Origin of the sequence: uncultured Tenacibaculum sp. (genome assembly GCF_947494125.1) — a bacterium.
Lineage (GTDB): Bacteria > Bacteroidota > Bacteroidia > Flavobacteriales > Flavobacteriaceae > Polaribacter.
Map to the genome: position 1 here is coordinate 517905 of NZ_CANLTU010000001.1, position 18916 is coordinate 536820.

At 30.8% G+C, this 18916-nt stretch carries 16 protein-coding genes; 7 read left to right on the top strand and 9 right to left on the bottom strand.

Translation table 11 applies throughout. The features are described from left to right. Window positions 1-108: 108 nt before the first annotated feature. A complete protein-coding gene (locus Q0881_RS02295; RefSeq protein ID WP_299156560.1) occupies window positions 109-1161 on the top strand; it encodes a ferredoxin--NADP reductase in 1053 nt (350 codons plus the stop codon). A gap of 21 nt (window positions 1162-1182) precedes the next feature. Continuing rightward, a complete protein-coding gene (locus tag Q0881_RS02300; RefSeq protein ID WP_299156561.1) occupies window positions 1183-1869 on the top strand; it encodes a LysE family transporter in 687 nt (228 codons plus the stop codon). Here Q0881_RS02300 and mgtE read toward each other — a convergent pair. The 4 genes from mgtE to Q0881_RS02320 form a co-directional block, all read right to left on the bottom strand. Continuing rightward, window positions 1856-3205: a magnesium transporter gene (gene mgtE, locus Q0881_RS02305; RefSeq protein ID WP_299156563.1), complete on the bottom strand. Its 1350-nt coding sequence runs from the start codon at window positions 3203-3205 to the stop codon at window positions 1856-1858. The two genes, Q0881_RS02300 and mgtE, sit on opposite strands and share 14 nt — an antisense overlap. Next, window positions 3186-3998 (bottom strand): 16S rRNA (adenine(1518)-N(6)/adenine(1519)-N(6))-dimethyltransferase RsmA, encoded by an 813-nt coding sequence (gene rsmA, locus Q0881_RS02310; RefSeq protein ID WP_299156565.1) that lies wholly within the window; start codon window positions 3996-3998, stop codon window positions 3186-3188. The genes mgtE and rsmA overlap by 20 nt, the downstream gene beginning before the upstream one ends. 66 nt (window positions 3999-4064) lie before the next feature. Then, a complete protein-coding gene (locus Q0881_RS02315; RefSeq protein ID WP_299156566.1) occupies window positions 4065-4394 on the bottom strand; it encodes a DUF4286 family protein in 330 nt (109 codons plus the stop codon). A gap of 16 nt (window positions 4395-4410) precedes the next feature. After that, complete coding sequence (locus Q0881_RS02320) at window positions 4411-6186, bottom strand: tetratricopeptide repeat protein (protein WP_299156567.1); 1776 nt, start codon at window positions 6184-6186, stop codon at window positions 4411-4413. Between the two features lie 121 nt (window positions 6187-6307). Between Q0881_RS02320 and Q0881_RS02325 the strand changes: the two genes are divergently transcribed. Beyond that, window positions 6308-6451 carry a hypothetical protein gene (locus tag Q0881_RS02325; RefSeq protein WP_299156568.1) on the top strand — a complete coding sequence of 48 codons (144 nt, stop codon included), beginning with the start codon at window positions 6308-6310 and terminating at the stop codon, window positions 6449-6451. Between the two features lie 97 nt (window positions 6452-6548). Here the strand turns inward: Q0881_RS02325 and serS are convergent, their stop codons facing one another. Together serS and Q0881_RS02335 are read right to left on the bottom strand one after the other, a co-directional pair. Beyond that, window positions 6549-7823: a serine--tRNA ligase gene (serS, locus tag Q0881_RS02330; protein WP_299156569.1), complete on the bottom strand. Its 1275-nt coding sequence runs from the start codon at window positions 7821-7823 to the stop codon at window positions 6549-6551. Between the two features lie 129 nt (window positions 7824-7952). Continuing rightward, window positions 7953-8888 (bottom strand): bifunctional riboflavin kinase/FAD synthetase, encoded by a 936-nt coding sequence (locus Q0881_RS02335; RefSeq protein ID WP_299156570.1) that lies wholly within the window; start codon window positions 8886-8888, stop codon window positions 7953-7955. 191 nt (window positions 8889-9079) lie between these two features. On the opposite strand from Q0881_RS02335, the gene Q0881_RS02340 reads away from it, so the two are divergent. Further along, a complete protein-coding gene (locus tag Q0881_RS02340) occupies window positions 9080-11767 on the top strand; it encodes a TonB-dependent receptor (RefSeq protein ID WP_299156572.1) in 2688 nt (895 codons plus the stop codon). A gap of 11 nt (window positions 11768-11778) precedes the next feature. Next, window positions 11779-13401: a G-D-S-L family lipolytic protein gene (locus Q0881_RS02345; RefSeq protein ID WP_299156574.1), complete on the top strand. Its 1623-nt coding sequence runs from the start codon at window positions 11779-11781 to the stop codon at window positions 13399-13401. 309 nt (window positions 13402-13710) lie between these two features. On the opposite strand, the gene rseP is transcribed toward Q0881_RS02345, so the two are convergent. Then, window positions 13711-15057, bottom strand: coding sequence for an RIP metalloprotease RseP (gene rseP / locus Q0881_RS02350; protein ID WP_299156576.1), 1347 nt, complete (start codon window positions 15055-15057; stop codon window positions 13711-13713). A 157-nt stretch (window positions 15058-15214) separates the two neighbouring features. On the opposite strand from rseP, the gene Q0881_RS02355 reads away from it, so the two are divergent. After that, the gene (locus tag Q0881_RS02355; RefSeq protein WP_299156578.1) at window positions 15215-15892 is read left to right on the top strand and encodes an SCO family protein; all 678 of its coding nucleotides are present in this window, start codon (window positions 15215-15217) and stop codon (window positions 15890-15892) included. 48 nt (window positions 15893-15940) lie between these two features. Here Q0881_RS02355 and Q0881_RS02360 read toward each other — a convergent pair whose 3' ends face one another. Then, window positions 15941-16282 carry an SdpI family protein gene (locus Q0881_RS02360; RefSeq protein ID WP_299156579.1) on the bottom strand — a complete coding sequence of 114 codons (342 nt, stop codon included), beginning with the start codon at window positions 16280-16282 and terminating at the stop codon, window positions 15941-15943. Window position 16283: 1 nt separating this feature from the next. After that, window positions 16284-17609, bottom strand: coding sequence for a serine hydrolase (locus Q0881_RS02365; protein ID WP_299156581.1), 1326 nt, complete (start codon window positions 17607-17609; stop codon window positions 16284-16286). Between the two features lie 92 nt (window positions 17610-17701). Here Q0881_RS02365 and Q0881_RS02370 point away from each other — a divergent pair, with 92 nt between their 5' ends. After that, a complete protein-coding gene (locus tag Q0881_RS02370; RefSeq protein WP_299156583.1) occupies window positions 17702-18913 on the top strand; it encodes a cysteine desulfurase in 1212 nt (403 codons plus the stop codon). Window positions 18914-18916 lie beyond the last annotated feature (3 nt).

Here is an 18916-nt window from a genome sequence, read left to right on the forward strand (position 1 = left end):
AAATATACATAATTTTCTTATGTATAAAATTCTTATGCATTATTTTATTTCAAACAGAACAAATCATTACCTCACTATTTCTTATTTTTGTGGTACTAAATAGAATAAATGTCTACATTTCATAAATTAATTATTGAAAAAATAATAAAAGAGACTGCTGATGCGGTTTCAATTTTATTTACAGTTCCTGCAGAATTAAAAGAAGCTTACGCTTTTGTAGCTGGACAGTATATTACCATAAAAACAAAGTTAAACGATCAAGAGATTAGAAGAGCGTACTCTATATGTGCATCTCCTAATACTAATCAAATAAAAGTAGCTGTAAAGGCTGTTGATAAAGGGTTATTTTCTACGTACGCAACTACAAAATTAAAAGAGAATACTTCTATGGAAGTTTCTGAGCCAGAAGGGAAGTTTATATTACAGCCTTCTGAAAATAAGAATTACATTGCTTTTGCAGCGGGTAGCGGAATAACTCCAGTTTTATCTATGATAAAAAGCGTATTAGAAAATGAGCCAACGTCTACCTTTACTTTAGTTTTCGGAAATAAAAAAGCAGATAGTACTATTTTTTACACAGAGTTAAATGCCTTAGCTGAAAAATATCCAACACAATTTAACTTACACTATATTTTTAGTCAAGAAGTAAGAACGAATACGAAGTTTGGTAGAATAGATAAAGGACATGTAAATTATTTTGTAAAAAACGTTCATGATGATGTTTCTTTTGATTCAGCTTATTTATGTGGACCGGAAGAAATGATTACTACAGTTTCTGATACTTTAAAAGAGAATGAATTTGATCAAGAAAATATTCATTTTGAATTATTTACTGCAAGTTCATCTGCTGATGAAGAAATTCCAATGCAATTTCCTGACGGAAAATCTGAAATTACTGTTTTATTAGATGATGAAGAATCTACTTTTACAATGGATAAAACAGATACAGTTCTGGCTGCATCATTACGTAATCAATTAGATGCACCATATTCGTGTCAAGGCGGTGTGTGTAGTAGTTGTATTGCTAAAGTAACCGAAGGAAAAGCTGTAATGACGAAGAATTCTATTTTAACAGACGATGAGTTAGAAGAAGGTTTTATACTAACATGTATGGCACACCCTACAACTCAAAAAGTTGTAGTTGACTTTGATGACGTTTAGATAGAAAATAGATATTTATAAATGGATTTTTACGATTTAAAGAATGCTTTTTTTATTGGTTTTGTCATGTCTTTTATGATAGGACCTGTATTTTTTATGCTTATTAAAACAAGTATTTTAAAAGGAGCTCGAGCTGCTATAGCTTTTGATATAGGTGTAATTTTAGGAGATATATTTTTTATGCTTATTGCTTACTTTGGTAGTAAAAGTCTATTAGAAAAGATTAAGGATGACCCTCGATTATTTTTAATTGGGGGTTTAATACTTATTGTTTACGGCTTAATTACTTATTTAGATAAAAACAATAAAAAAGAAGTACAAGCTACAGAGGTTGAAATTCCAGAAAGTAATAATTATTTAAAATTATTATTAAAAGGGCTTGCTTTAAACTTTATTAATGTTGGTGTGTTGGCTGGTTGGCTTGGGATAATTGTAGTGGTAGGTCCTACATTAAATATGAACCCAACTTATATGTTTTGGTATTTTGCAACTGTAATTTTAGGGTATGCACTTACTGATTTAGGGAAAATATTGTTAGCTAAGCAATTAAAAAATAAACTAACACCTTTGGTTATTTATAGAATAAAACGAGGAATGGGAATACTGTTAATTGTTTTTGGAGCTTTAATCATGTTGAAAAGTTTTATTCCTAAAGAAAAAATGGATAGTTTATTGCAACAAGTAGAAGAAACTACTAAAACCCAATAATTATTTTAGCAATCCAAAAGTAAATAAGAATCCCAAAAATATCATTACTTGTTGTAATAAAGGGGCCAGTAGCTATTGCTGGATCAATTCCTCTTTTGTCTAGAAATAATGGAATAAAAGTTCCTATTAAACCTGCAACAATGATTACTACAAAAAGAGATACAGAAATTGCACTAGCAACATTTATATCCAATTCAGAAGCGAATACGTAGAAAAAAAGTAATACAGATAAGGCAAGTCCATTAATCATAGCTAACGAGACTTCTTTCAATAATCTGTCTGTAATACTTCCTTTTACATCATCATTCGCTAAACCTTGCACAATAATCGCTGAAGATTGTACACCTACATTTCCTGCCATTGCGGCAATTAATGGTGTAAACATAAAAAGAATTGCATTTTCTGCTATTGCATCTTCAAAAAAGCCCATAATTCTAGCAGCACCAACACCACCAATTAAACCTAAAAATAACCATGGCAAACGAGCACGAGTTAGTTCCCAAATAGTATCATCAGCTTCAACATCTTGTGTAATACCTGCTGCTAATTGATAATCTTTATCAGCTTCTTCTTTAATAACATCAACAATATCGTCAATAGTAATTCTACCTACTAAAACACCAAGTTCATTTACTACAGGTATAGCTTCTAAATCGTATTTACGCATAATGTTAGCTACATCTTCAGCTTCATCAGTTACATTTACGAAATCTACTTTTGGAATATATACTTCGGCAATTGTTGCGTTTGTAGATGCCATTAATAAATCTTTTAATGATAACCGACCTTTTAGTTTTCCACTATCATCAATTACGTATATTGAATGTACTCGTGTAACTTCTTCAGCTTGAATACGCATTTCTTTTACACAACGTGGAATCGTCCAATTTTCATTGACTTTTACCAGTTCTTTTGCCATTAAACCACCAGCAGAATCTTCATCGTAACGTAATAATTCTACAATCTCTTTGGCATGTTCTTCATCTTCAATCTCTTGCATTACTGCCTTTTTCCTCTTTTCAGGAAGTTCAGCAATTACATCGGCAGCATCATCAGTGTCAAGTTCATCAATTTCTTCGGCAATTTCTTTTGCAGTAAGTTGTTGAAATATTTTTTCACGTACATCATCATCAACATCCATTAAAACTTCAGCAGTAGTTTCGCTATCTAGTAAACGAATAATATATACAGCCTCGCCAAAAGACAGTTCGTCTAATACTTCAGCTATATCAGCATGATGAGTGTCAGAGAAAAAACTAGAAAGTGCGGTGTCTTTCTTGTTTTTAATCAGTTCTTGTACATTTTCTAAAAGTTCTTTAGTTATCTCTAATGCCATCGTTTGCGATTTTTGCCGTCAATTCAATGAATTTTTGTACCGATAATTGTTCGGGACGCATCGCAAAGATAGGGTCTTCTTTCAAAGTAACCGAAAGATCAAAAGATTTTAAACTAGAACGTAACATTTTTCTTCGTTGGTTAAATGCTGTTTTTACAACTCTAAAGAATAATTTCTCTTCAACAGGAAGTGTATAGTCCTTTTTTCTAATTAATCGAATAACCCCAGAATCTACTTTTGGAGGTGGATTAAACACCGTAGGAGGTACTGTAAATAGGTATTCGACATCATAGAAAGCTTGTGTTAATACAGATAATATTCCGTATACTTTTGAACCTTCTTTTTCTGCAATTCGTAAGGCTACTTCTTTTTGAAACATTCCAGAAAACTCAGGGACGAATTCTCTGTTTTCAATTGCTTTAAAAACAATTTGAGTGGAGATGTTATAAGGAAAATTACCAATAATAGCAATTTGTTGTTCTTTAAAGACATCTGTTAAGTTTTTCTTTAGAAAATCACCTTCAATGATTTCAAATTTCTTAGAAGTAGTGTCTAATTTAATATGCTCTAAAGGAAAAGTATCTTTTAAATAGGCAACCGAATCATAATCGATCTCCATCACCGTTACTTTAGGTTTCTTTTCTAATAAGTATTTTGTTAGAACTCCCATACCAGGCCCAATTTCTAATACATTATCATACCCATCTTCAGTTAATGAATCTGCTATTTTTTTAGCGATGTTTTCATCGGTTAAAAAATGTTGTCCTAAATGTTTTTTTGCTCTTACGGTCATGTTCTAAGATAAAAATTATGAGTCTAAGAATTAATACTTACACTTAATAATTATAGTTTCCTTATTTTAATTACTAGATACTATAGGGTAAAATTCATTTATTACTCTTAACTCAGTACGGAAGGCTAACATTTTATCAGCAAATTTTTTCATACCGTCTGTACGAAGTTTGTCGGCATCGTGTTTGTAGTAATTGTCTAAATCTTTACGAGTCTTAGCTGTATATTGAACAGAATATGTAACTCCTCCCAATTCTTCTTCAACTAAAACCTGCGTTAATTTTGCGCTTATAAAGCGTCCAGTTGCTAAAACTTCAGGTATATGACTTTCTATCCAAGTTAGCCATTCTGCATGGATACTTTCGTCAATATTTATTGTTACGTTATATATGTACATTGTTAATTTTCTGTAATTAGATATTATCTCCTCTTAATTTTCGATATTTTTTACGAGCCACAACTAGGTAGATACTCGAAGGGTGGTCAAAAATAATCTTTTGATAGTATTCTTTTGCCTTTTCTGTATTATTTAATTCATTATTGTATAGTTCTGCCATTTGATAGTATACATCATCAATATAAATCCCCTCTTTATCTAGCGCTATTATTTTATCATAATTTAAAATAGCTTCATCATATTTTTTTTGCTTTACAAAAAGTTTAGCTTGTGTAAATAAAGCTTCGTCTTCAATAGGCTGACCTTTATAATTTACAATAATATCTTTTAAAATAGCTACAGCCTCATTGTCTTTGTTTTGAAAAGCTAGCAAGTCTGCTTTTGCGTATTCTTTTAATCCAGAAGGAATACTGTCTTTTGGCTCATTGTCTGAAATTGTTAAAAATAAATTTGCAGCATCATTAGCTATTAATTGAGTTGCAGAACTTTTTAAAACCTTTAATTGAGCTTTTGCCCATTTAAAATCGCTTTTAAAATAAGACGTTTGCGCTACTTTAAAACGAGCTTCTTGTCCTAAATAATGGTTTTTAAATTTTGTTTGTACTTGAGAATAATATATTAGCGCTTTGTTAAACTTTCCTGTGTATACTAGAACTTCACCTAATTTAAGTTTAACCATAGCTTTTGTGAATTTAGAATTAGCAAATTTCATTGCTTTGTCTAAAACTTGTTCAGCTTTTTGCGGATCATTTATAGTAAACGTTAAATAATTAGCATAAGATATTTGAGTATAAAAAGTATTTTTATTTATACCATACTTTGTAAATATTGTTTTAAAACGCTCTTCTATATCTGGTTCTTTTGTAGCTATTGCTATTTTTAAATTATTATTAATAGCATTAAACTTATCTCTAGGATAGTTCGTTTTTTCGATGATTAAATTAAAACACTCTTTAGCTGTTTCATAATCTTTATTTTCTAGAGTAATTTTACCTAGTTCATTAATTCTTCCTAAGTTATCAGGGTTTCGAGCTAATAAAGCTTTAAGTTGGATAAAAGCTTTAGAGTATTGTTTTTGTTTAATAAATAACCAGGCTAATAAGTCGTTCCATATATTTTTAGGATTGCTTATCGATTTTCTTAATAAAGCTTTTTTAAATAAGTTATTGTTTTCATTATCAGGGTTATCATTAATGTATCTACTAGTGAAACGTTTTACATTATTTAAGTAATTTTCGTTTTTTTCAACTAAATTCACGTAAGATTCAAACATTTTAGGAAAGTCTCCTTTTTCACCATGAATTTGTGCTAGTTGAAATCCGTAATTTGCTTGTGGATTATTGGCCATTACCTTGGTGTAAGCATCAATAGCAAAATCTAGTTTATTGTAGTTTTTAAAAAGACTGGCAACTATATTTCCATAATTCCCTTTTTTATCTAGAGAATTAAGTGCTTTACTATAATATTTATTGGCTTTTATGCTGTTCTGTTGACGCTCAAAATTATAGCCTATTATAACATTTAGATATGTTAAGTTAGGTCTTTGTTTTATTTTCTTTGATAATAAGTTTTCTGCAACTAAAAATTGCTCTGTTTCTTGATAAGAAGTAACTAATCTTTTTAAATAAGTGGTGTTATACGGGCTTTTATCATATAATTTTTTATAAAGTTGAATTGCTTTTTCATATTCATTATTTCTAAAATAATTTTCAGCAATGATAAATTCATTTTGTTGTGAGTAACAGAATAAATTAATAATCAGGAAATTAAATAGTATAAAGGTTTTTTTCATCAATCAAAAATACAGAACAATATTGTTAAATTAATATTAAAACCCTTCATTTTTTTAAAAGTAATGCAACATTTTGGCACGAACTTTGTTTTATTATTAGCGTAACTAAACAATGAACACTATGAAGAATTTTAATACGCAATATAATTTAGCTAAGAACAGAGCAGATGAATTTATGAAGAGAGGTCAAATAACTCAATATTTTGAAGCTTTATTAGAAATGAATAAATATAAAAGATTAATGGTAGCCGTAGTTGCTAACTAATATAAAAGGATAGTTCATTATTAAGGGGTGAATTAAAAAAGAGCCAAGCATCTTAATTGATGCATTGGCTCTTTTACTTTTATAATATCTAGATTACTTAATCAATCTTATCAAATCCACAATAAGGAATTAATACTTCAGGAATGTTTATTCCGTCTTCAGTTTGATAGTTTTCTAAAATTCCAGCTAAAACTCTAGGTAAAGCTAAAGAACTTCCATTTAAGGTATGTACTAATTGACTTTTTCCTTCTTTGTTTTTAAATCGTAATTTTAATCGATTAGCTTGAAAAGTTTCAAAATTCGAAGCAGAACTAATTTCTAGCCAACGTTCTTGCGCTGTTGAATATAATTCAAAGTCGAAAGTTAAAGCAGCTGTAAAACCTGTATCTCCGCCACATAAACGTAAAATACGATACGGTAATTTTAACTCACGTAAAATTTCTTTAATGTGTTCAACCATTCCATTTAATGCATTGTATGAATTATCAGGATGCTCTACTCTAACAATTTCTACTTTATCAAATTGGTGCAATCTGTTTAAACCACGTACATGTGCCCCATAACTTCCTGCTTCTCTACGAAAACAAGGTGTATAACCAGTTACGGTAATTGGTAATTCACTTTCTTTTACTAAATCTCCCCTAAACATATTTGTAATAGGAACTTCAGCTGTAGGAATTAAATATAAATCATCTCCAGTTACATGATACATTTGCCCTTCTTTATCAGGTAACTGTCCGGTACCATAACCAGATGTTTCATTTACCAAATGCGGAACTTGTACCTCATTATATCCAGCTGCAGTGTTTTTATCTAAGAAATAGTTGATTAAAGCACGCTGTAAACGAGCTCCTTTTCCTTTGTAAACAGGGAAACCTGCACCGGCAATTTTAGTACCTAATTCAAAATCAATGATGTCATATTTCTTAGCCAATTCCCAGTGAGGTAATGCATTGTCTCCTAGGTTAGGAACAGTACCTTCACTAAAAATGTTTTCATTGTCCTCTTCGTTTTTTCCAGCCTTAACAGAAGGATGCGGTACATTAGGAATTTGATACAATAATTCTTGTAACTTATCTGTAACCGTGTTTAATTCTTCTGTTAATTGTTTAGATTGGTCCTTTAATTGACCTGTTTTTTCTTTTAATAAATTTGCTTTTTGAACTTCTCCAGATTTAAAAAGGCCTCCAATTTCTTTGGATATTTTGTTAGATTCAGCAAGGATATTATCTAAAGAAACTTGTGTAGCTCTACGAGTTTCATCAGAAGTTAATACTTCATTAATAATTGTTTCGGCATTAGCAAAATTACGTTTTGCTAGCCCGTCTAAAACAGTTTGTTTGTTTTCTCTAATAAACTGAACCTGTAACATCTTTTTAAATTTTTAAGAAACGCAAAGATATAAGAAGCTACACACTTAAACAATGGTGTTTGGCTACTAAATAGTTTTTTAATTTATAAGCTCTGTGTTAATGATTAAGAATTTAAAAAAAAGCAGTTTTTATAAACTAATCGTATTGATATAATTTAGAGAACTCTCTTTATCCTTTTTAAGTTGAATAATTAAATCATTAACCGAATCAAATTTTTGCTCATCTCTTAAAAAATAGAGTAATTCAATAGTTAATTCGTTGTGATATAAGTCTTCATTAAAATCGAAGAAATGAACTTCAATAGTTTGATACTCTCCGTTAACTGTTGGTCTATTACCTATGTTCATCATGCCAAAGACGGTAGTTTTATTAATTTCAGCTTTTACAATATAAACCCCAGTTTTAGGAATTAATTTATAGGTTTCAGAAATATCAATGTTGGCGGTTGGAAAGCCAATTTTACCACCAAGTTGTTTTCCATTAACAACAACACCAGTTATAGAAAAAAGATATCCTAAATACTTATTAGCGGTTTTTAATTCACCACTAGCTAAGGCTTTTCTAATCTTAGTAGAACTAACTGAAACTTCATCTATATCTTGAGCTAAGATTTCTTCAACAGTGAAATCGTACAAATAAGAATATTCGGTTAATTGTTCAATGTTGCCTTCTCTGTTTTTTCCAAAATGATGATCGTAACCAATAATTAATTTTGAAGTGTTTAGTTGATTTACTAAAATATCACGAACAAAATCTAAAGCAGTAAGCCTCGAAAATTCTTTACTAAAAGGGTGTATAATTAAATAGTCAAGTCCTAAATTCTCTAAATGTTTGGCACGCTCATCTATAGTATTAATAAGTTTTATTGAAGCGTCTTTTTGCAACACCATTCTAGGGTGAGGGAAAAAAGTTAGCAGAACCGATTTTTTATTGGACGATTTTGCTTCATCAATTAATTCTTGAATAATTTTTTGATGACCTATATGAACACCATCAAAAGTACCAATAGTAACTATTGATTTTTGTGTTGGATTAAAATCGAAAATGGAGTGAATAATTTCCAAGATAAGAACAAATTTATGCAAAAATACGATTTGTAAAAGAGGTTGGGTAATGTTCGTTAAATAAAGTTATAAAAATATCAATTTAATAAAACAAACCCCTCTAAAACACTATAGTGATAAAATAAAGGATAAATTTTTACAAATAAAAAAAAATCGTATTTTGCGCTACAGTTAACAAATTTTTATACATTATGATGAAAAAACTATTACTTGTTGCATTTGTGCTATTTGGCACAGCAATAATGGTTGCTCAGACTACCATTTCTGGTACAGTCAATGACGCATCTCTTGGTGGAGGACTTCCAGGAGCAAACATTAAGGTTCTAAGGAAGTCGGTAGGAACATCTACTGATTTTGACGGGAAGTTTACGATGACAGTAACGGATAAACCTCCTTTTACTATTGAGATTTCTTCTTTAGGATATCAATCTACAACTGTTGAAATTACAAAAAACAATCAAGTAGTTGAGGTAGCTTTGACTGAAAATGCAACTTCTTTAGATGAGGTAGTAGTTTCTGCATCTAGAACTCCAGAACGTGTTATGGAATCTCCTGTAACTATTGAACGTTTTGATTCTAGAGCTATTAAAAATACAGCTTCTGCATCATATTACGATGGATTAGAAAATTTAAAAGGAGTTGATATTAACTCAGGAGGATTTACTTTTAAAACAGTAAATACTCGTGGTTTTGCTACATTTGGTAATGAGCGTTTTGTTCAGTTAGTAGATGGAATGGATAATGCATCACCAGCATTAAATTTTGCTATTGGAAACTTATTAGGTATTTCTGAAGTAGATGTAAAAAGTGTTGAGATTTTACCAGGAGCAGCATCGGCTTTATATGGAGCAAATGCATTTAATGGAATTATGTTAATGCGTAGTAAAAACCCTTTTGACGACCAAGGAATTAATATTGGTTTAAAAACAGGTTTAACAAGTCAAGAAGCAGCAGGAGATAATAAATTCTATGATGCTACTATTAGAATGGCACATGCTTTTGATGATTATTTTGCTGTAAAAGCAAGCTTTTCTTATTTAAAAGGAGAAGAGTGGCACGCAACAGATTACAGAAATACAACAGGTATTGGAGGAACTTATATTCCAGGTACTAGACAAAGTGATCCAAACTATGATGGAGCAAACGTATACGGAGATGAAGTTTCTGTTGATTTAGGTGGTGCTGTAGGTAAAGTTAGTAGAACTGGATATACAGATCAAGAATTAATGACTAACGAAGCTAAGAGTGTTAAGTTTAACGGAGCTATTCACTATCGTCCATTAGGAAATGATAGAGTTGAAATTATTTGGAATTCTAAATACGGAACAGGTAATACAATTTACCAAGGGCAAAACAGATATAATTTAGCAAACTTCTTTATGGAACAACATAAATTAGAAGTTAAAGGGAAAAACTTTTTTGTAAGAGGTTATTATGCAGGAGAAGATGCAGGAGATTCTTATGATACTCGTTTTGCAGCAATTAATATTAATAGCAAATGGAAATCTAATACAGATTGGTTTGGGCAATACGCAGGAGCATATTTAATGCATGGTTCGCATGCAATTGCAAGAGCAGCAGCTGATACTGGTAGACCAGTACCAGGAACGCCAGCTTTTCAAACATTATTTAACGAAGTAACCTCAGATCCAGATTTATTAACAGGATCTAAGTTTAGAGATAATACAAGTTATTACCATGCTGATGGTAATTTAAATTTACGTGATTATATAGATTGGGCGGAAGTACAAGTAGGAGGTTCTTATAGACAATATAGATTAAATTCTTTTGGAACGATTTATACGGATGCAGATGGACCAATCAAGTACGGTGAATATGGGATTTATACTCAGCTTCAAAAGAAAATGATGGATGATCGTTTAAAATTTACAGGATCTATTCGTTATGATAAGTCAGATAATTTCGATGGTAATTTTACACCAAGACTTTCTTTAGCATATGCAGCTGGAGAAACTAAAAATCATAACTTCAGAGCATCTATTCAAACAGGTTTCCGTAACCCAACTACGCAAGATCAATATATTGGTTTAGCAACAGGAGCTGGATTTATCTTAGGAACTGCTCCTGATAACATAGGGCGTTTTTCTGCACCAGCACAAACTACTACAGGATCGTTTACATTAACAGGAAATGATGTGTTTACAAGAGGTTATTCTGCAAGTTCAGTTAGAGCAGGAGCACCAACTATAGCAACAACAGCTTTAGTTAAACCAGAAGAAGTAAAATCGGTAGAAGTAGGTTATCGTGGTGTATTACCAATAGGAGATAAAAAATTAACAGTTGATTTTAGTACATACTACAACATGTATTCTAACTTTATTTCTAATAAAGATGTTTTAGTATTAGTTGATCCTAATACACCAGTAACAGTTGGTAATTTAACAAACAGAGATTTAGTAAGAACATTTAGTGTTAAAACAAATTCTACAGTAGATGTAGATTCTTATGGTTTAGGTTTAGGGTTAAATACAAAAGTGTTTAATGGATATAATGTTGGATTAAACTATACTTGGTCTAAGTTTAGTTTTGATCAAGCACAAGATCCAGATTTTGAAGCTGGTTTTAATACACCAGAACACAAAGTTAAAGCACAATTTGGTCATCCAAATGTATTTGAAAACTTTGGATTTAACGTAAGTGCTCGTTGGCAAACAGAATTTTACTGGCAATCAACTTTCTTAGAAGGTAATGTAGAAGAAAGAACAGTGCTTGACGCTCAAATTAACTATTCAGTTCCTTCTATTAAATCGGTATTTAAAGTAGGTGGATCTAACTTAACAGGTAAAGAATACTTAAGTGCACCAGGTGTTGGAGCAATTGGTTCTCAATACTATATTTCTTGGACTATCAATAACTAAAAAATTTAAAAATGAAGAATACATTAAAATATACATTTTTATCTGCAATGTTTTTAGGTGTTGTAGCCTGTGATGTAGATAATACTTTACCAGAGATTACAGATCCGGTAAATACGATACAATTAGAATCTGGAAGTGCAGATTTTTCAAAATATATTTCAGTAGGAGCTTCTTTTACTGCTGGTTTTACAGATGGAGCTTTATTCAAGGCAGGTCAAGAATATTCATTTCCAAATACCTTAGCAAAAAAGTTTGCGATGGTAGGAGGGGCTGAATTTAACCAACCATTAATGAATGATAATATTGGTGGAATGGTAAGTGGTGGAGCAACTGCTTTAGATCCAAGATTTTATTTTAATGCTTTAACAGGTAAACCTACAAGACTTACTAGTACACCAACAACAGTTGTTGGTGTACCAGCAACTAATGCACCTAATTTTATGAATTATGGTATACCAGGTGCAAAAAGTTTTCATTTTGTAGCTCCAGGTTATGGTAGTGCTGCAGGTTTAGCAACTGTTCCAGCAACAGCAAATCCTTATTTTGTAAGAATGAGCCCAGCTCAATCTACATTAATAGCTGAAGTAGCATCTAAGCAGCCAACATTTTTTACTTTATCAGAAGTAGGAGGAAATGATGTATTAGATTATGCAGTAGCAGGAGGGGCTTCAGGTTCAGTAACTCCAACAGTACTTTTTGATCAAGCATTTGGAGCAATTATAAATACATTAGCACCAACGGCAGATAAAAAAGGAGTAGTAGCTAATATCCCTTATATTACAAGTTTACCACATTTTACAACGGTACCTTATAAGCCATTAGATCCAACTAATCCAAGTTTTGGACCACAAATTCCAACACTTAATAATGTTTTTGGAGCTATTAATGGTGTTTTTACAGCAATAGGAGTTCCAGAACGTTCAATAGTATTTTCTACTACTGCAGCTAGTGCTGTAGTAATTAAAGATGAGTCATTAGATAATAAGACTCCTCAGATAATTGGAGCTTTAATGGCTAGTCCTACTTTTCCTGCTTTTGTAGCTGGTTTTGGTTTACCTACTGATCCTCTTACTTTACAAAAGGTAGCTGGTTTGTTAGGATCATACTACGGACAAGCAAGACAAGCAACAGCAGATGATTTGTTAGTATTACCAAGTAGTGGAGTAATAGGTACTGTAAATCAAAATTCAGTTAACTTTTTATTAGGGCAAGGATTACCTCCAACGTTAGCAGGAATGTTTTCAGCAGAAGGAGTTTCTTTACCTTTAGAAAATAAATGGGTGTTAACTAAAACAGAAGTAGCTGAAATTAAAACAGCAACGGACGCTTATAATACTACTATTAAAGCAGCAGCTGATGCTAAAGGATTAGCTTTTGTTGATTTTAAAGCAATCTTAGAGCAAGCTTCAACTACTGGTTTAGTATTTGACGAATTTAATATGAGTACTAGTTTAGTAACTGGTGGTTTAGTAAGTTTAGATGGTATTCACTTAACATCAAGAGGATATGCTTTAATGGCAAATAAGATGTTAGAGGCTATTGATGCTACTTACGGATCTAACTTTACAAAAGGTAAAGATGGTTTGGCTAAAGCGAAAGATTATCCAACTAATTTTTCACCTACTTTACAATAAGTAGTTTTACATAGAATATTTAAAAAGGCTGAGAATTTATTCTCAGCCTTTTTTATTATAGAAATTGTATAACAGTATTCATTTTATATTAATAAGAATAAAGTAGTCTAATTAAACTATATGTGTGGTGTTTATAATGTCTTTTAAGGTGTTTTAAACTATTGATTTAATTTGAGTGTTTACTAGAGAAAAAACTCTTAAATAAAGTATTTTAAAGTAAATAGTTATTTGCATCAAAATAGTATTAAATACAAAAAACACCGTAATGTACATTACGGTGTTTTTTGTATTTATTGAAGTTTTATTAGACTATTTAAAGAGTCTAAATATATCATTTCCATTAGCAAAGAGTAATAAAGCAATTAATAATATAAAGCCAGTTACTTGCGCATATTCTAAAAATTTATCACCAGGTTTTTTACCAGTAATCATTTCCCATAAAGTAAATACAACATGTCCTCCATCTAAAGCAGGAATAGGTAATAAGTTCATAAAACCTAACATGATTGATAAGAAAGCTGTGATATTCCAAAATGTTTCCCAGCTAAATTCAGAAGGAAATATACTACCAATTGAAATAAAACCACCTAAACCTTTATAAGCACCTGTACTAGGATTAAAAATCTTTTTCATTTGCTTAATATAATTAGTTAAAGTAGTCCAAGCTTTGTTAGAGCCAGCAGGAATAGCTTCAGAAAAAGAATATGTTTTTTCAGCTAATTCATAATATCCTAATTTTTCTAAGTCTTTTAAAGATAACTGAGCAATAGCTACTCCAACTTTACCTTCTTTTGTTATTTTAACAGGAAGGTTTAAATTTTCATTACCTCTTTTTACAGTAATATTTATTTCTTGACTTTTGTATTTGTCAAGTTCATTTTGAGCTTGATCAAAGTATTTAATGTTAACCCCATTAATAGCAGTAATAATATCTTTAGATTGTAACCCACTTTTAACATTAGGAGAGTCTTCAGAAACTTTTGCAATTATAAAAGGATATCGAGGAGTAATAAAACTACCTGCATTTTTACCACGATCAACTAATTTAGAAATAAAATCTGTTGGAATTACTTTTTCAATAACAGTTCCATTTCTTTCAATAGAATAATTATTCCCATTAATAAATTCTAAAGGTAATTCTCTAAACTTTTGAATTGCTTGCCCATCTACAGTAAGTATTTTATCACCTGTTTCTAAACCTAAGTCTTTTCCTAATTGATCTTGTACCCATACACCGTCTTTTAAGTTTTCGTTAGGTAAAAACTTTTCACCATAGGCATACATTAAACAGATATATATAACAATACCTAAAACAAAATTTACAATTACACCACCAAGCATAATAATTAAACGTTGCCAAGCTGGCTTAGAACGAAATTCCCATGGTTGAGCAGGTTGTTTCATTTGCTCAGTATCCATACTTTCATCGATCATACCAGAAATTTTCACATAACCACCTAATGGAATCCAACCAATACCGTAAACAGTATCCCCAATTTTCTTTTTAAATAATGAAAATTTGTAATCGAAAAAAAGATAAAATTTTTCAACTTTAGTTTTAAATAATTTGGCAGGAATAAAATGTCCTAACTCGTGCAAAACAATTAGAAGCGATAAGCTTAAAATAAATTGAGATGCTTTTATTAATATCTCCATAAAGGTTTGTGTCTAAATTTAAAATCTGACAAATGTACGTTTTTCGAAAGAGTTCTAAAAGTTTGTAGTAGGGTTGAGGTTTGGTTTTAACAAACTTTTTATAGTTAAGATACATAAAGCCTGTTTTTAGTCGTATTTTTGCGAAAAAAAAGAGAGAATGGACTTTAAATTCTTTAAAAAATCAAAAAGCACTTTACTTTTCTTACTCGTTTTTTGTGCTGTAGGAATCCCAGTTTTTTATCATTTGGTTAAAGTCGAAGAAAGATTACCAATTTATAACCCAGCAGATATTAATCCTAAATTGGTGGATGCTTCTGTGAGAACAAAATCAAGAAACCATAAAATAGGCGATTTTAAATTGATTAATCAAAACGGGAAAACGATTACGAACGCTGATTATAAAGATAAAATATACATAGCCGATTTCTTTTTTACGCGTTGTCAAACAATTTGTATTGTTATGGCATATAATATGAGCGAATTGCAAGAACATTATAAAAATGATGATGATATTATGTTTTTATCACATTCTGTAACACCAGTTATGGATAGTGTGCCACAATTAAAAAAATATGCTTTAGCAAAAGGTGTAATTGATGGAAAATGGAATGTAACTACAGGAGAAAAAAAGCACATTTACAATTTAGCTCGTAAACATTATTTTGCAGTTTTAGACGAAGGAGATGGAGGAGAGAACGATTGGGTGCATACCGAAAATTTTGTACTAATAGATAAAGAAGGACGCATTAGAGGTTCGTATGATGGAACAAAAAAAGAAAATATGCAAAAAATTATTGATGACATATCTTTATTAAAAGAAGAATATAAAAACTAAAAAGAGGCTGTTTTAAACAGCCTCTTTTTAGTTTTTATATAGGTAAGTTTAGATCTTATTCCCATCTTCATCAAAATTCTTATTAATTTCTTGTTCCGTTTTAATTACAGAAACAGCTAAAGATAATAACATTATCGCCATAGGTTGCCAGCTGATATTTTTGTTTATAAAAACAAAAACTAGTGCAGCAACAAAAGAAACAGCAGAGTAGATTAAAAACTGTTTTATAAAGTAAGCATTAGCAAATTTCCAAACAGTTTCGTTTTTCATTGTTTTATTGGTGCGATAACCATAAAATGAGTTAATACTTTTAGGAGGGAAGAAATAAAAGATTAAACTAAAAAGAAAAAGCAATCCATTAATAGATAATATGTAATAGTATGGGTTCATTTTATTTTTTTATAGAGTTTATAATTCCTTTTAATAACGTATTCATGTCAGCATTTTTAGTAAGTCCGGTTCTAACAACAACTAAATCTTCGCTAGGCAAAATAAATACATTTTGACCTTTATACCCATTAAAAGAATACATATTTGTAGGAACATCAGGGTAACGCTTTCCTGCATTTAACCAAATTTGAGCTCCATACCAACCATCTGAACCAGGAGTTGGAGTAGTAGCGTAGTTTACCCAATCTTTATCAAAAAGGTGTTGGCCATTCCAATTACCATTATTAAGGTATAACAATCCTAATTTAGCCCAGTCTCTAGCAGTTGCCCAAGCATAAGAAGAACCTACATAACTACCATTTATATCGGTTTCAATGATCATTGAGTTCATGCCAATTTTATCAATTAAAGCACTATACCAAAAATCTAAATACTCTTGATGCGTTTTAAATTGACTACGTATTATACCAGAAAGTAAATTGGTAGTACCAGATGAATAATTCCAAGTTTCGTTTGGTTTTCCTATTAGAGGTTTGTTAATTTGAGTTTTAGTCATATCACTTTCAAGAAAAAGCATCTTGGTAACATCAGAAATAGTATTATAATCTTCTACCCATTCTAAACCAGAGTTCATTTGAAGTAAATTATGAATGGTAATGTTTTTACGATCGTCATTTTCCCATTCACTAAATAAATTACTTTTCTCAACATTAATTTTCCCTTGACATTGTAAAATACCTAATACAGTACTTGTAATACTTTTGGTCATAGACCACCCTAATTGTAAAGAGTTTTTGTTAAAGTTATCGGCATATTTTTCAGCAATAATTTTGTTTTTATAAACAACTAAAACAGATCTGGTTTTATTCCTATTGTTAAATATAGTATCAATAGTTTCGTTTAACTTAGTATAATTAATGTTTGAAAAAAGGGTGTCAACTTGATCGGCATTTCCATAAGGAAAAGGTATAGAATTGTTTGTTTTTGTTCTTTTTGGAACTAAAGGTGTTTTAGAAGCGTCATAATCATCATTAATTAAAACAGCTCCTAATCCTTTTCTATAAACGGCTTTTCTTTTTAAAAGGCCAAAAGCAGAACCAGTAGCTGATTTTTCTTGATTGTTAATTTCATCAGAAGTTAAATTTATAGGAGAAAAGTTATTGTCATTTTCATCGGTAAATTCTAAACTTCTTTCGGTTAAGAAAACAGAAGAAGCTGTGTTTTTAGCAGAATAGCCAGCTAAAATATTTAACTTAGGGTAGTTGTAAATAATAGCTGCAATAAGAACAATTGCTATGACTAATAATATTCTTTTTAAAATTTTCATAAGGGACTCTTTTTAGCAAATGTAAGAATTTAATTGTTTGGTGTTTGTATTTGCTTTGCAAGCCCTACCTTTGCTTCAAATTTGATTTTTATATGTTTATTGTAGATAAAATTAGAGCTGATTTTCCTATTCTTAATCGTAAAGTTCATGGGAAAAATTTAGTGTATTTTGATAATGGAGCGACTTCACAAACACCACAAATTGTAATTGATGCAATTGTTGATTATTATTCAAATTACAATGCAAATATTCATAGAGGAGTACATACGTTAAGTCAAGAAGCCACCGATAAATATGAAGAGGCACGTATAAAGATTCAAAAACATTTTAATGCGAAACATTCTTATGAAGTTATTTTAACATCAGGAACCACGCATAGTATTAATATTGTAGCTTCTGGTTTCGCTTCTTTATTAAAAGAAGGCGATGAAATAATAGTTTCATCATTAGAACACCACTCAAACATTGTTCCTTGGCAAATGCTTTGTGAAAAAACGGGTGCGGTTTTAAAGGTAATTCCAATGGATCAAGATGGTGCATTAAGAATGGATGTTTATCATGAATTATTAAACAATAAAACGAAGTTAGTTTTTTGTAATCATGTATCAAATGCATTAGGAACTATAAACCCAATAGAAGAAATTATTCATGCTGCACATAAGTTTGGTGCATATGTTTTAATAGACGGAGCACAAGCAGTTCCACATATAAAGCCAGATGTTCAAGAGTTAGATGTTGATTTTTATGTTGCTTCTGCACATAAAATGTGTGGGCCAACTGGCGTTGGTTTATTATATGGTAAAGAAGAGTTGTTAAAATTATTACCGCCTTATCAAGGAGGAGGGGAAATGATTGAAACTGTAACTTTTGAAAAAACTACATATGCTGGTTTACCGCACAAATTTGAAGCAGGAACACCAAATATTTGTGGGGGAATAGCTTTTGGAGCTGCTGTAGATTATATGAATTCAATAGGTTTTGATGCTATAGATAAACAAGAAAAAGAATTGTTAGCTTATGGAACTCAAGAGTTAGAAAAAATAGAAGGATTAAAAATATATGGAGCTACAAAGAAAGCTTCAGTTATATCATTTAACTTAGAAGGAATTCACCCGTATGATGTTGGGTCAATTTTAGATAAATTAGGAATCGCAGTACGTACAGGGCATCATTGTGCACAACCAATTATGAATTTTTATTGTATTCCAGGTACCGTAAGAGCATCGTTTGCTTTTTATAATACAAAAGAAGAAATAGATGTTTTGGTTGCTGGTGTTAAGAAAGCGAAGATGATGCTGAGTTAAACA